Genomic DNA, 15605 nt, shown 5'->3' on the forward strand with positions numbered 1-15605 from the left:
ACGTGCGGAGCGAAATGCGTCGAAGTGGATCCGGGTTGGGCAAAGTGGTGTGTCCACATCGCGCGCGGGGAGCTCAATGGGCGTGACCTTACAGTCGCGAAAGTATTCGCTGACGAGCCTGGTCTCTAGCGCACGTTGCTACGTGAGCAAGGCATACGTGAGGCATACGCGCGACGCGAGATATCGGTGAGAGATCGGCAGGGGCTCAGGCGAAGCGGCCGTCTTCCGCCGTCGGATCGTTGCGCGGGTCGTCTTCGTCGGGTGTGGTCTCGATGCGTGCCCGGCGGCGCGAAGCAACGGGTGCCACGGACGCCACAGGCACGGCAACGGGCGGCTTTCCTGCCTGCGGCTGGACATGCGCTTGAGGCGCGATCGTGGCCGCTTTGGCGGCCGCCACGCGCGCCACCGCCTGTTCGTCGGCGACGGCCTGTTCTTCTTCCGGCGTGCGCACCAGTGCGGCGAGCACGTCGGCGGGCAGCAGGGATTCATGTGCCGTTTCCGCCTCGTCCGTGACGGCGCTGGGCGGCACCTTCTTCAGCGCGGCAGGCAGGGCTGCCTGAGCGTTGCGCGTACCGTGCGCGACCCGTTCCAGCGCCGCATTGAGGGCATCCGGTTCGCGCGGCGCGCGCAGCCGGTCGACGAGGCTCGCCGCCTTCACCTGTTCGCTGGTCGCGCCGAAACTCAGCACCGCGCGCCGCATCAGCTCGCTGACGCTGATGCCGAGTTCTTCTGCGCTGGCGGCAATCGCGCGCTTCTGGGCGGGTGTCACGAATACGACGATGCGTTCGCTGGGCTTGTTCATAGTCTGCTCGCGTACTTGTTGGCTTCGAACGGCTGAGTTTGCGCGCGGCCGCGCTTTCCCCGCGCGACGAGTCCATCATAAGGCGAGTTGCCGAGATGCGAAACGGGCGGTGCATGAAAATCCCGTGACATCAAAGGCTTGGACCGTTTCCGGCGGACTTGTCCACAGGCCTATGAACATTTTCTGTTGATAACCCGCGGCGGCCGGTGCAGCAAGGGGGCGGCGGGTGCCGGCGAGGTCTTCCCAAGGAATTCTTACAAAAAAAGCACCTTGGGCTCGGCGCGATTTCTTTAAAATGCGCTGTTACGTTGCGCCGGGACCGGTCTGGGCCGAACCCTATCCGGGCGCGCCGCGGGGCCAGCCGGGGGCGTCAGGCCACGCGGTGGTATCAGCCGCCCGCAGAGAGGCGTGGAGTCAAGCGCCAATTATTCGAGTCATGCCAATCATCAAACGACCGCAATCCGCAAATTCTCCGGGTGGTGAAGACCGGGATCCCTATCACCGCAACTCAGGACGCAACGACGCTTCGCGCGACGAGCCGCGCCGCCGTTCGCTCGGCGCGCGCATCGCGCTGAGTTTCGTCGGCCTGCTGGCGACCATTGCGGTCGTCGGTGCGCTGATCCTCGGCTATGCGCTCGTCGTGATGGGGCCGCAACTGCCGTCGCTCGACGCGCTCACCGATTACCGGCCAAAGGTGCCGCTGCGCGTCTATACCGCGGATCACGTGCTGATCGGCGAGTTCGGCGAAGAGCGGCGCAACCTGGTGCGCTTCCAGGATATTCCGGACCAGATGAAGAAAGCGGTGCTCGCGATCGAGGACTACCGCTTCTACGAGCACGGCGGGGTCGATTTCGTCGGCATCCTGCGCGCCGGCACGACCGACCTGATGCACGGCGGCGCGTCGCAGGGCGCGAGTACGATCACCATGCAGGTGGCGCGCAACTTCTTCCTCTCCAGCGAGAAGACCTACACGCGCAAGATCTACGAAATGCTGCTCGCATACAAGATCGAGCGGGCCCTGACCAAGGACCAGATTCTCGAGCTGTACATGAACCAGATTTATCTGGGCGAGCGCGCGTACGGTTTTTCGGCGGCGGCGCGTGTGTATTTCGGCAAGGATCTGAAAGATCTCTCGCTCGCCGAGTGTGCGATGCTTGCCGGGCTGCCGAAGGCGCCGTCGGCGTATAACCCGGTGGTCAATCCGAAGCGCGCGAAGATCCGTCAGGAATACATCCTGAAGCGCATGCTCGATCTGAAGTACATCACGCAGGACCAGTACGACGCGGCGGTCAAGGAAGAGATTCACACCAAGAACCCCGGCAACGAATACAGCGTCCATGCCGAGTACGTAGCGGAAATGGTCCGCCAGATGATGTACGCGCAGTACAAGGACGAAACCTACACGCGCGGTCTGAACGTGATCACCACGATCGATTCCGCGGATCAGGACGCTGCGTACCACGCGGTGCGCAAGGGCGTGATGGACTACGAGCGCCGCCACGGCTATCGCGGTCCGGAAGGCAATGTCGACCTGCCGCCGCCGGGCGACGATCGCGACCAGGCGATCGACGACGCCTTGACCGATCACCCGGATAACGGCGAGATCGTCGCAGCCGTGGTCACCGCGGCAAGCCCGAAGGAAGTGCAGGCGCAGTTCCTCGACGGCACCGAGGCGACCATCAACGGCGATGGCCTGAAGTTCGTGGCCAACGCCCTGAGCGCGCGCGCCACGGCGGCGCAGCGCATCAAGCCGGGCTCGATCGTGCGTCTCGTGGCGGACGACAAGGGCAACTGGCAGATCACGCAATTGCCGCAGGTGGAAGGCGCACTGGTGTCGCTGACGCCGCAGGACGGGGCGATTCGCGCGCTGATCGGCGGCTTTGACTTCAACAAGAACAAGTTCAACCACGTGACCCAGGCATGGCGTCAGCCGGGTTCGAGCTTCAAGCCTTTTATCTATTCGGCCTCGCTCGACAAGGGCCTGGGACCGGCGACGATCATCAACGACGCGCCGCTGTATTTCCCGCCTAGCTCGCCTGGCGGCGACGCCTGGGAGCCGAAGGACGACGACCAGCCGGAAGGTCCGATGCCGATGCGCCTCGCGTTGGAGAAGTCGAAGAACCTGGTGTCGATTCGCATCCTGTCGTTCATCGGCACGAAGTACGCGCAGGACTTCGTGACACAGCGTTTCGGTTTCGACGCCGACAAGACGCCGCCGTATCTGCCAATGGCGCTCGGCGCCGGGCTCGTTACGCCGTTGCAATCGGCGGGGGCGTACTCGGTGTTTGCGAACGGTGGCTACCGGATCAATCCTTACCTGATCGCCGAAGTGAGCGACGCGCACGGCAACGCGATTTCGAAGGCGCAGCCGTTGACGGCGGGCCGCGATGCGCCGCGCACGATCGATCCGCGCAACGCGTACATCATGAACAGCCTGCTGCACTCGGTGGCGACGGCGGGGACGGGCGCGGGCACCAACGTGCTGAAGCGTTCGGACCTGCAGGGCAAGACCGGTACGACGAATGATGCCAAGGACGGCTGGTTCGCCGGCTACCAGCAGTCGCTGGTGGCGGTGGCCTGGATGGGTTACGACCAGCCGAAGAGTCTCGGCAGCCGCGAGTTCGGTGCGCAACTCGCGCTGCCGATCTGGGTGGACTACATGGGCCACGCGCTGCGCGGCGTGCCGCAGGCCGAGCCGGCCATGCCCGATACGGTCACCAGCGTCGACGGCGAGCTGTTCTACACGGATATGACGCCGGGTAACGGCTTTGTCGCCAGCATCGGCCTCGATTCGGCCAATCCGCTCGCCGGTGCGAGCGATGCAGTGGGCGGCGTGGGTCCTGCGGGCATGACGCCGCCGGACGTGTCGTCGAGCGAGAAGCAGCAGATCATGGACATGTTCAGCAAGCACTGATGCCGTACGAGCGTATCCGGGCCGCGGGATCCCCGGATACGCCGCGCCGCGCTTCGCGGCGTCATACGCCACGGGGGTTTGCGGCGGCCATGCAGGGCGGCGCGGTACAAATTGCCCGTCGGCCCGGCGTCAAGTGAATAAGACGTAATGTAACTCCTACCTGATGGTGTGCCGGACAAGGCAAATCCGGTTTACCATTCGAGCCTAATTTGTAAACTCCTGTCTTGCTGAAACGCGAGATCTCCCGCTTTCTTACCTAGGCGCAGCGCGGTACCCGGTTTCGACGCGCGCGCATGTCACTTCTCCCGGCCGCTCAGGCTTGCTTGGGGGAAGTGTTTGCCACACCGCTCTCAACCGGGATCTTCTCGTGAAAAGCCGAATTCTCATCGTCCTCATGACAGGACTCCTACGCGCCTTCGCGTGCCTGCCGTATGGCGTGGTCGCGCGCATCGGCATCGGCATCGGTGCGCTGCTCTATCGCATTCCCAGCACGCGCCGCCGTGTCGTCCATACCAATCTGAAACTCTGCTTCCCGGACATGAGCGACGAGGAGCGCGAACGCCTCGCACGCGCGCACTTCGGCCATGTGATTCGCAGTTACGTCGAGCGCGGGCCGCAGTGGTTCGGCAATGCGCGGGCGATCTCGCGCCTCGTGGAAGTGGAAAGCGCCATCGACCTGGCGGAGGCCCACTCGCGGCCGACGATTTTCGTCGGCTTTCACTTCGTGGGGATCGAGGCCGGTTGCATGATGTATTCGACGCGCCATCCGGTGGCTTCGTTGTACACACCGATGTCGAACGTGCTGTTCGACGCGATGGCCAAGCGTCAGCGCGGCCGTTTCGGCACCGAGATGATTCCGCGCAGCGACAGCGTGCGCCGCGCGTTGCGCGTGCTGCGCGACGGCAAGCCGGTGATGCTGGCGGCGGATATGGATTTCGGCTTGCGCGACTCGGTGTTCGTGCCGTTCTTCGGTGTGCCGGCCTGTACGCTGACTTCGGTGTCGCGCCTTGCCAAGGCGGGCAACGCACGGGTCGTGCCTTTTGTCACCGAGGTGCTGCCGGATTATCGCGGCTACAAACTGACGATCTTTGAAGAACTAAGCAATTTTCCGTCGGACGACGCGACGGTGGATGCGCGCCGGATTACGGAGTTTCTGGAGACGCAGGTGCGGCGGATTCCAGCTCAGTACTACTGGGTGCATAAGCGGTTCAAGCACCGGCCGGTGGGGGAGCCGGCGGTGTATTGAGGGAGTTGAGGGGGCTGCGGCCTGGATGGGTGTGAGCAAGCAGCGCTGCGCTTGTGGCAGACCTCACTATTGCTGCGGCGCCTGTTCTCTACGCAGGTCCTCGGCATCCAGACGGCCCATCTTTGCGGCCAGTCGAAGCCGCGCCGCGCGCCAGTCGGTGAGGGCCTGAATACGTTGCTGTTTCGCCTCTGAAAGCGCCTTCTGTGCGTCGAGTAGTTCGAGGATGTTTCCCACCCCCGCTGCATACCGGTCCTTTGCCACTTCGAACGAACGTTGCGCAATCTGCTTGAGCGTGGCGGTGTTTCCGACATTCCGCATGTTTGTCTGCAATGCCTGGTAACTCTTCCAGACATCGAGCCCGATCTGCTGACGAGCTTCGTCGAGCGCGTCCTGCTGCATTTCCACCTGGGCGTGTGCTCCGCGTACCTTGTAAATCCGGCTGAATCCGTCAAACAAGGGGATCTGCACCTGCAGACCAACATACCAATCGCGGCCGGTTGCGGCGAATTGAGGTTCGCCTAGTCCAAGGCTGGCGGGCTGGTTGTTCTGGCCGTACTTCGCAATCAGGCTCAAATTGGGCAATCCCTCGGCGCGTGCCTGCTGCTCACTGGCGATCGCCGCGTCGAGCTTCGCTCTGGCGGTGGCGATCGACGGATGGGTGTTTTGCGCCTCCTCGATCATCGTGGCGACCGATTCTGCGAACGCCTGGTCCGGCACCTCGCCGCCGTCAGCATCCGGCATGATGATGGGCTGATCGGGGCGCAGGTTCATGTCGGCGGCTAGGGTGCCAAGGGCGGCCTGCAGGTCGCCTTCGGCCTTCGCCCGGTTGAACGTTGCCTGCGCGTACGAAGTCTGGGCCTGCAACTGGTCGGAAAGCGCGGCGACGCCGCGGGTCACGCGTGCGGATGCTGCGATAAAGCTGTCATGCGCGATGCTTTCCGTTTCTTTCGCCGAGGCCAGCTTGCCGGCTGCCGCCTGTGTCGCGTAGTAGTCTGTTGCCGTGGTGGAAAGGACCGTCTGCAAGAGGGCATCCTGGTTGGCTCGCGCAGCAGCGAACAACGCCTGGGCATTGGCAAGCGCCGCCTTCCTGCCGCCGAAGTCGTACAGTAGCCAGCTCGCCGAGACGGAGGCGGAATACGCCGTCGACCGGTTGGCCGAACTCAGGCGAGGGTAGCCCTTCACGTCTGTTACCCCGTCATTGCGCCCGTCCTGCAGGTTGCCGGTCAGACTCGGCAGATACGCTGACTTTGCCACCCCAACCGCAGCGGCTTGCACCTTGACATTCGCCCAGGCCTCGCGTGTTTTAGGGTTCTCGCACAAGGCGCGATTCACGGCCTCAGCCAGACGAAGCGGCGCACCGAGTGGATCGAGCCGGCAGGGATACGCCGCGTCGATATCCGCAAAGGCGGCCGCAGGTGTGCGCGGGACCATGGCGTCGGTATGGAATACATCGATTGCCTGTGCGATTTCCGGAATACCGCCCACTACCGATAGCCCCAGCAAGGCCGGCATCATACGAACGTAAGCCATGAGACCGGGCTTCGTGCGATTGGCCCGTTCAACGTTCATGCAGACTTTCTCGCGTTGTTTGCATCAGCGGGTCGAGAAAATATCCAGCAACGCCGCGCCGTCCGGTCCTTATTTCAGCCGTCACCTGCATGCCCGGCGTGAGGTTAACCGGTTTGTTATTGATCTGCATCTTGTTGGTCGGCAACTGAATGCGTACCGTGAATGTCAGGCCCAGTTTCGGGTCCTTGTTCTGCGCCGCATCGTTCGATACGGACTTTACCGTGCCGGTCAGGTAGCCAAACCGGGTATAGGGGAAAGCGTCCGTCTTGACGATGGCGTCCTGCCCAACATTGACGAAGCCGATGTCCTTGTTCTCTATGTTTGCTTCAACTTCTACCGCGTCGTCCGGTACGATCTCCATGATCGCCTGTGCCGTTGTGACGACACCGCCGGACGTATGTGCGGCCAGTTGTTCGACCGTTCCCGAAACCGGCGCGTAAAGAGTCATCAATCTCTTGCGTGTCACAGCCTTGATTTCTTCAGCGGTGTTCTGCGCCAACTGCTGCTTTGCCTTGTCGAGTGCATCAAGCTGTTCCCGGGAGAATTGCGAGGTGGTGGCCTGGATTACCGCCCGCTGTTCCTCTACGGAGGCGGCCAGTTCGAGAGCGTGACTCTGCTGTGCGGCGAGTTCGTGCGCCTGTTCTAGCGCGATCTGCTCCTTGCTCAGATAGTCATGCTTAGCAACATATTGGCGGCTGGCTAACGCCCGGTAATCTTCGGCTGCGCTACGCGTCAGTGGCGCGGTCGCACGTAGCTTGGCCACTTCCTGCCGGGTCACCGACAGTTCGGCTTCCCGCCTGAGAAGCTCGGCGTGCGACGCGGCGAGCTTGTCCGCGTATTCTCTGTACAACCCTTCGGCGAAATGCTGCGCCTCGACTTGTTGTTCCGACGATGCACTATCGACGGCAACCAGTGCCGAAACGTGCCCGGTTTTGACCGCATCAAGCAGTGCGGTTGCCCTGGCGGACGCGAGTGCTGCATCGATCCGCGATGAACGGGCCTTGTCCGCGTCAGCTGCTGCCTGCGTCGCGTCCAGAACCAGTAGTGCCTGTCCTGCGCTCACGCGTTGACCGTCATGGACCAGAATCCGGCGCACGACTCCGGTGATTGCCGGCTGGATGATCTTCACGCGCTCATTGGGAACTAGCTTGCCCTTTGCTGTCACGACGATATCAAGGCGGCCAATTGCGCAGATCAGCAGGATCAGCACGGACAGGAGCATCAGAATGCGCATTGTCCAACGAGGCGCAGGGTGAACCGGTGTTTCGACCAGTTCAAGCTGAGCGGGTTGGAAAGCCAATTCGTATCTGAGCTTATCCGGTGCTTCAAGCTGGTCACGCATCGACCACCCGGCTCGCCATATGGTCGCGTATCGACGCATCAGATCGGAGAGTGCGTGTAGACGGTGGCGCATGATCAACTGTTCTGCAGCGAAATGAGGTGTGCGTAATAGCCGCCATGCGCGAGCAGTGCGTCGTGCGTACCGCGCTCTACAATCCGCCCCTTGTCCATTGCGATGATCTGCGTCGCATGCCGCACGGCACTCAGGCGGTGGGCGATGATGATGACAGTTCGTCCGGCGCAGATGGCGCGCATGTTGGTCTGGATCACGCGCTCGGTTTCGAAGTCGAGCGCGCTGGTCGCCTCGTCGAAAATCAGAATACGTGGGTTGGTGAGTAGCGCCCGTGCAATCGCCAGCCGCTGACGCTGGCCGCCGGACAGATTGCCGCCGTGCTCTTCGACCGGCGTGTCATAGGCTTGAGGCAGTTCGCAGATGAAGTCATGCGCGCCGGCCAGTTTTGCGGCCCGCATCACGAGTTCAAGTGGCGTGCCCGGATCCGTCAGCGCAATGTTTTCGCGGATCGAACGGTTAAAGAGGGCGTTCTCCTGCAGCACGACGCCTACCTGCCGGCGCAGCCAGGCCGGATCGGCGAGGGCAAGGTCGATGTCGTCGATGCGCACGGTGCCGTGTTCGGGCAAGTAAAGCCGCTGCAACAGCTTGGTGAGTGTGCTCTTGCCCGAGCCTGAGCGGCCCACGATGCCGATCACCTCACCGGCGCGCACGTCGAGAGATATGTCATCGAGAATCGGTGGACCGTCTGACCGGTAACGGAAACGGATGTGCTCAAACCGGATGTTGCCATTTAGAGCCGGCAGCGCTTGCCGGCTTTGCGGTAGTTCGTTGCGCGTGTTGAGAATGTCGCCCAGTCGCCCCATTGAGATGCCGATTTGCTGGAAATCCTGCCATAGCTGGGCGAGACGCAGGATCGGCGAGGCGACGTGCTGCGACATCATGTTGAACGCCACCAGTTGACCGACGGTCAACCGACCGTCAATGACCAGCTTCGCGCCCAGCAGCAGCGTCGCGAGCGTGACCAGCTTGCCGACAAACTGGATGAGCTGCTGCCCCACATTGCCGAGTGCCGTCACCCGGAAGCCCGATGCGACGTAGGCCGCAAGTTGCGCTTCCCATCGTTTGATGAAGTGCGGCTCAACCGCCATTGCCTTGACCGTTTCGATGCTGGAAACGGTTTCGACCAGAAACGACTGGTTGTCCGCGCCACGTGCGAATTTCTCGTTCAGACGCCGGCGCAGGGCGGGCACAAGCATGGCCGAGATGAGGGCGTAGAGCGGCAACGATGCCACGACGATGAGCGTGAGCCACACGCTGTAGAGGCACATCACCGAGATGAAGACAAACGAGAACACGAGATCGATGACAGCGGTTAGCGCCTGACCCGTCAGGAAGTTACGGATGTTTTCCAGTTCTCGCACGCGCGCGACGGTATCGCCTACGCGTCGCGCCGCGAAATAGGGCAACGGCAGCGCCACCAGATGGCGGAACAGACGTGCGCCCAGTTCCACGTCGATCCGGTTGGTGGTGTGCGAGAACGTGAAATTGCGCAGACCCGTGAGTAGCACTTCGAAGGTAGAACTAACGAAAAGCGCAATGCCTACAACAACGAGCGTGTTATAGGCGCGGTTCACGAGCACCTTGTCCATCACCACCTGAAACATCAGCGGCGAAATCAACCCGAAAATCTGCAGGACCAGCGACACGCCCAGCACTTCGAGCAGTAGTCGCCGGTATTTGATGATCGCAGGAATGAACCACGAAAAATCGAACTTCGCGAGTTCGCCTGCCAGTGAAGCTCGCGACGTGAATAGCAGCATGCGGCCGGTAGTGCGGACGGCCAGCGCGTCGAGCGGCATCACAATAGGAGAGGCGGCCTCCGCTTCGAGAACGAAGACTGTCTCACCGTCGCAGCGAGCGATAATGAAATGTTTGCCATCCCTGTCAAATGCAAGCGCGGGTAAAGGCGTGCGATCAAGCCGGTCGATTCGCAGCGGTACGGACGACGCCTTCAAACCGATCGATCGAGCGCTCAGAACGAGCGCATCACTGTCGAAGCGCTTGTTGCCGCGCGCAGCGGTATGACGTAACTGCGCCGCGTCGATGGCAATGCCATGAAACCGCGCGATCACGACAAGGCACGCTAACGCCGGATCGTGCCCAGGGTTGTCTTGCGAAGTTGGATCAGAAGCGTGGCCCAGTGCGGGTGGCGCCGGTTGGTTGAGTTCAGGAGTGTTCAAGGGATTCTGGGTTTTTGGCATCCGCGACTTTAAAAGTCCGCGGATGCCTGAACAGAGGATGAAGGGCGCGTCAGTACTGGCTGGCCGAGAGCGTTACTTTCGGCTGCTGCTGGATCGTATCCAACGTCTGCGAACTGGCCGCCGGTTGCGCGCCGTAAGATGCCATGCCAGCAATCAGATTGTTGACTTGCCGATCAGCAAGGCCTGCGGTGCCGGTCGCCATCTGAAGCATTTGCTGCCTGTTCCATGCCGTGCCATCTGCGAACTGCACGGTCTGCACGCCGAAGCCGCTGCCGTTCATGAAGGAATCGAGCGTGATCTGGTCGCCCGCGATGCCGTCTGTTAGCACAAGACCGGAATTGCTTGTGCTCTTCACCGTGACCGATGACGCGCTGATTCCCGCGCCCAGTTGCAGCAGGTTATGAGCCGCACTGCTGGAATCGTACTCAGCAATCTCGAGTTTCCCGTAGCCCGCATTGAAGATGAACGTATCGCCGCCACCGCCACCCTGGACGTAATCGTTGCCACCCTTGCCGTCGAATACGTCCGCGCCCGGTGTTCCATACAATTTGTCGTCGCCCGCAGTGCCGGTGGTTGCCATCTGGAGCAGTTGCTGCCTGTTCCAGATGGTGCCGTCGGCAAACTGCACCGCTTGCACGCCCCAGTTGCTGCCGCTCATAAACGAGTCCAGCGTAATCTGGTCGCCGGCGATGCCATCCGTCAGCACCAGGCCGGAATTGCTGGTACTCCTTACCATGACTGATGATGTGCTGATTTCCGCGCCTAGTTGCAGCACGTTGTGGGGTGTCGTGCCTGAATCTGTTTCTGCAATTTCCAGTTTGCCGTAGCCCGCATTGAAGATGAACGTATCGCCACCGCCGCCGCCCGAGACATAATCGTTACCGCCTTTGCCATCGAATACTTCAGCCGCCGAAGTGCCATAGAGCGTGTCGTTGCCCGTGGTGCCCGTAGTGGCCATCTGGATCAGTTGCTGACGCGTCCAGACCGTGTTGTCGGAAAACCGGACGGCTTGCACACCCATTGAGCCAAAGAGCATGGCCGAGTCCAGGGTGATCTGATCGCCCGCGATACCGTCCGTCAGTATCAGGTTGCCGCTGCTCGTCCCCCGCACTGTGACCGATGCCTTCTTGATTCCAGGGGCAAGCTGAAGCACGTTGTAGGGGCTGCTGGTCTTGTCCGACTCGTAAATTTCCAGTTTGCCGTAGCCCGCATTGAAGATGAAGGTGTCGCCACCACCCCCACCCTGGACATAGTCGTTGCCGCCTTTGCCATCGAATACTTCCGCGCCGGCAGTCCCATAGAGCGTGTCATTACCCACTGTTCCACATAGCGCGGCGACCTGGATTAATTGCTGCCTGGTCCATGTCGTGCCATCGGCAAATTGCGCCAACTGAACGCCACCGCCGCTGTCACGCAATTCACCCGTCAGCGTAATCTGGTCGCCAGTGACGCCATCAGTCAGCACCATGTCGCCGTTGCTGAGCACCTTTGCTTTGATCGATGACGGGGCGATCCCGAGACCGAAGCTCAGTGTGTTCTCAGGAGCGCTGGAGTTCGGATCGCTTTCACGAATCTCTACAACACCGTCGCCGGCAGAGAAATGGAAGACATCGTTACCCGGCAATTGCACGCTTGGGTCGTTGCCAGCGTGGCTGCCGATCAGCACACTGACTCCCGGGCCGGCATAGAGGTCGTGATATATGGTGGTGCCGGTTTCCTGGATGTGCCCGAATCCGTCCATGTTGATCTGCAGTCCTGAGACGATGGCGTTCGCAATCGACGCGACCGTGTCGTTCGTTGCAGCCGCAACGAATTTCTCAAACAGCGAGTCGGACATGCCCATGTCGAATCGCGCTGCGTCCGCGACGCGTAACAGCAGATCCCACGAAGCAAGGTTTGTGGCGCTGATTGTGCCGAGGCGCTGGAAGGCTGCGGCCAGCGCTGGTGCGAATGTCGCGGGCGCCTGGACGGTATCCGTGGAGGCGTCGTACCTGAATTCGGGGGCGACGCTAGCGGCAAGAGGGGACTGCAGGACGAGGCGCGCCAACGCCGCGTCGTAGAGATCGTTCCAGCATTGTTGCAGGTAGGCCGCAGCCCTGATTCCAGGGTTCAAGCCATCGCCAGTCGAATTGAATGGCCGACCTAGATACTGTTCTACGAAGCTGAGTTGCCGTGCGTCAATCGAGCCGCCGCGTGAGGTGGGGGCCGCTGAACTCACCTCTGCCCACTGGAAGAGAATGGCCTGTGCAGCCGATTCGATAGCGGAGGGACTTGTGCCGGCCGGTTGCACAACGAAGGCCTGCACCAGACTCTGCAGACTTTGATCGAGCGACATGGCCGAACGCAGGTCACGCAGTTTCCCTGCACCTGCCAGTTGAGGGAGCGTCGCTGCAGTTGCCGTCACGTCGACAGGCGTCAGCGGTTTGGTGTTCATCGTGCTATTGGCGAACCATGCGTCGACGATTTCGCGGGTCGTGCCGTCCGCCAGCGTATAACTGCTGATCGAACTGATCTTGTTGCCCGCGATGGTCTCAGTCACCGCAGTGGCGTTCAGGTTGATCGAGACAATGCCAAGCTGATTAAGGGTGTGGAGTTCGCCCGAATCGGAGGCGCCGTTTCCGTTGGCATCGACCCAGACCCGCAGGCTTGCAAAGGCAGGATCTGATGCGTTGATCACGTTGTCGTGGTTGGCGTCGAGCTTACGCAGGATATCGAAGCCATCGGTCGTTTCATTGCCGAATAGCTGGGTAATGTTTGTGATGTTCTGATCGTTCGGATCGAAACAGAGCAAGCCCATGCCGGCACCGACCCAGCCTGTTTGACGGGCGAAGCCGTCGTTGGCGAGGTCGAAGTAGGGGGCGCTTGTGTTCAGCGGTGTCAGGTTGATTCCCGAACCGGTCAAGTCGAGGACGAGCGGGCTGGTGAAGTCCAATCCGTCATCTGGGTATTTGCCCATCGCGGCGCCGCCTGCGCCTGATTCGGGGCTTTTCCCGCCGGAGCCGGGTGCTCCGGTTTGGGCGGAAGGGGGGGAGATGGTGCCCGGCGATCCAGTGCCCGACTGGGAAGCGATGTCGTTAAGTAGATCGCTGATACTGTTCGCGGCGCTCCTTACTGCATCCACGACCGCATTGGTGCCGGCTAGAGCGAGCAGTCCCGCCGCAGTTGAAAGCGCGATGCCAAGACTTACGACAGGGGCCGCTGCTGCCGATGTGATCGCACCGGACATGGCCAAGGCATCTGCGACCCCGGAGATTACTGATCCAATGGTATTTAGCGCGGTAGCGACACTCTCCGCCACTTTCAGCCCGGCATAGCTTATTGACCCCTGGTCGCCGGACCGCGTCGCGTTTTCGTATTCGGCTAGCGTACCGGACACTGCACGTATCTGTTCGGGAAGATTATTGGCGGCGCTCACTACCGCGCTACTGGTACCAAGGACTGTGCCCAGCGCTCCCAGAGTTTTACTGCCGGTGATGGTTGCCGCACCGCTAACCATTACCGACCCAGCATTAACAACCGTCCCTCTTATATCCCCACTTGCCGCGGTCCCCATCACGCCAATAACCGATGCGCTAGTATCAAACAACGGTGCGAGAAGTTCGGTGATGAAATCGGATTTCATTGTATCGTTATCTTATTTAAAAATGATGGCTGCGTTCAAATATCGTGAGGAAGATCTGCATTTATTGGCATGAAACCAGGACTAAAGGTTGTTCAGATTTTCTGATGTCCGTTGTCCATGGTAAGAAGCAATCTTGCTATGTATCCACGATAAGGTTCGGGCAGAGAGCTGCCTTTTACATAGAGAGTGCGAGCCGTCGCGCATGCAACTTCGTCACTCTCCGTGTTCAAATTGGATAAGCCGGAAACAAATTCCCGGGATTGCGGCTGATCGATCGATTGTGCAATTTTTTTGATACCTTGCAGCATTTCTTCAGTTGAAAGCACGATCGGTGCTGATTTTTCTAGCTCTGCTTCGAGAGCAGATTTGTTGACGAAAAACCACGCCTTCGCTTCCGTGGAGTCGAACGATTCCATTACTGGGTAGGCGTAGCTTTGGAATTCCGAATCTGGCATTTCTCCTTTTATGTACTTGCCGCACATATGTGGATCCAGCGATGCCAGTATTTTATTGACAGAAACCAGTCGTTGCTCCAGCAGGACAGTGGGTAACCGGGCCATCCCTTTGTTTATCATTTGACCAGATAAGCGCAATTTATCACCTGGTGCGATCGCACCAAGTTCGTTGGCCAATTTTTGGTTATCCAATAACCAAAAATGAAATAGCTCCGCTTCGTGGTATATAGGGGAAGATTTTGAAAATGGATTTAGCCAAACTGTAGCATCATTGACCGTAATATCCACGGCTGCGGTCTTGTTGACCTTGGCGGTGCCGGTCATATTATTTTCTATATTATTATTCGATATAAAATGGAAGCCACGGGAGCATATGAATATGGAAGTGGCAAATAAAGTCGATATGCATAGAAAATTGAAATATTTATTCATTTTAGCTATTTCGATAATCTCGTAACCACGTATCATGTCAGAGATTTTTGCTTGTCTAATCGGTGAATTGGTTAATTGTTTCGATTGTCGAACTGGTCGTGCCGTTCATGTCGCCTACTCTTGTTCCCCGATTCGAAATGTTCCTCGTTAAATTTTTTCATTCCCTTCGTCTCCTGTAAGGAGCATCCGCGCCACATAGCCTCGATAAGGCTCAGGCAGGGAATTCCCTCTGGAATAGAGAATCTGTACCGTTTCGCACGCATCTTCATCGCTCGCCGTTTTTAAGTTGGCCATCACGGAAAGGAAAGATTTGGATTGCGGTTCGTACATTGATCTGGAAATTTTCAGTACACCTCGTACTGCGTCTTCCGTTGATAGCACAATAATCGGTGCCCCATTCAGTTGTGCCTCGATAGCCGCTTTGCCGACAGAGAACCAAGCTTTAGCTTCATCGGCATCGAATGAATTCATCCTCGGAGCAGATTGCGCTGTAAATTCCGTAGCGCTAAATCCTCCTTTTATAAGCGTGCTACACGTGTGGATGTTCAGCGACGGCAATATCCTATTTACAGAAGAAAAACGCTGTTCCAGCAGGTCGGTCGATAGACGGGGCATTCCTTTTGCCGCCAGTTGGCCTGATAACATCAGTAGATCTGATGGACGTGCGGTATCGCTGGCAGCAGCCAGTTTCTTGTTATTCAATATCCATTGGCGGTATTGATTAAACTCTCGGTATATCGGCGATGATGCCGAGTATGGATTCATCGATAATACGGGATCATTTGCAATTTCGTCTTGGATGGCGTTCTTCGGATTCGGATGGCGTCCAGGAAAAAATATTATTATGAAAAATAAAATAGAAATTGAACCGAGTAAAAATTTTATCGCTAACTTCATTTAGTACGATTCCTACGTCGTGCGCTCACGTTTCATAGCGGAGCGGTGGTACA

At 59.4% G+C, this 15605-nt stretch carries 9 protein-coding genes; 2 read left to right on the forward strand and 7 right to left on the reverse strand.

Annotation, left to right across the window (positions count from 1 at the left end):
• Window positions 1-205: 205 nt before the first annotated feature.
• The gene (locus tag P3T42_RS00485; RefSeq protein ID WP_429304857.1) at window positions 206-802 is read right to left on the reverse strand and encodes a plasmid mobilization protein; all 597 of its coding nucleotides are present in this window, start codon (window positions 800-802) and stop codon (window positions 206-208) included.
• A gap of 436 nt (window positions 803-1238) precedes the next feature.
• Here P3T42_RS00485 and P3T42_RS00490 point away from each other — a divergent pair, with 436 nt between their 5' ends.
• Both P3T42_RS00490 and P3T42_RS00495 read left to right on the forward strand, forming a co-directional pair.
• A complete protein-coding gene (locus P3T42_RS00490) occupies window positions 1239-3716 on the forward strand; it encodes a penicillin-binding protein 1A (RefSeq protein WP_074299460.1) in 2478 nt (825 codons plus the stop codon).
• 367 nt (window positions 3717-4083) lie between these two features.
• Window positions 4084-4962 (forward strand): lipid A biosynthesis lauroyl acyltransferase, encoded by an 879-nt coding sequence (locus P3T42_RS00495; RefSeq protein WP_074299458.1) that lies wholly within the window; start codon window positions 4084-4086, stop codon window positions 4960-4962.
• A gap of 66 nt (window positions 4963-5028) precedes the next feature.
• Here P3T42_RS00495 and P3T42_RS00500 read toward each other — a convergent pair whose 3' ends face one another.
• From P3T42_RS00500 to P3T42_RS00525, 6 genes are all read right to left on the reverse strand, one after another.
• On the reverse strand, window positions 5029-6477 hold the full coding sequence (locus P3T42_RS00500; protein ID WP_429304858.1) for a TolC family protein: 1449 nt from the start codon (window positions 6475-6477) through the stop codon (window positions 5029-5031).
• Between the two features lie 43 nt (window positions 6478-6520).
• A complete protein-coding gene (locus tag P3T42_RS00505) occupies window positions 6521-7945 on the reverse strand; it encodes an HlyD family type I secretion periplasmic adaptor subunit (protein WP_429304859.1) in 1425 nt (474 codons plus the stop codon).
• Between the two features lie 2 nt (window positions 7946-7947).
• A complete protein-coding gene (locus tag P3T42_RS00510; protein ID WP_429304860.1) occupies window positions 7948-10125 on the reverse strand; it encodes a type I secretion system permease/ATPase in 2178 nt (725 codons plus the stop codon).
• Between the two features lie 70 nt (window positions 10126-10195).
• A complete protein-coding gene (locus P3T42_RS00515) occupies window positions 10196-13768 on the reverse strand; it encodes a calcium-binding protein (protein WP_429304861.1) in 3573 nt (1190 codons plus the stop codon).
• A 92-nt stretch (window positions 13769-13860) separates the two neighbouring features.
• The gene (locus tag P3T42_RS00520; RefSeq protein WP_429304862.1) at window positions 13861-14547 is read right to left on the reverse strand and encodes a hypothetical protein; all 687 of its coding nucleotides are present in this window, start codon (window positions 14545-14547) and stop codon (window positions 13861-13863) included.
• Window positions 14548-14802: 255 nt separating this feature from the next.
• Window positions 14803-15552, reverse strand: a complete 750-nt coding sequence (locus P3T42_RS00525; protein WP_429304863.1) for a hypothetical protein — start codon at window positions 15550-15552, stop codon at window positions 14803-14805.
• Between the last annotated feature and the right edge of the window lie 53 nt (window positions 15553-15605).

This window comes from Paraburkholderia sp. GAS38, assembly GCF_050434965.1.
Classification (GTDB): domain Bacteria; phylum Pseudomonadota; class Gammaproteobacteria; order Burkholderiales; family Burkholderiaceae; genus Paraburkholderia; species Paraburkholderia phenazinium_A.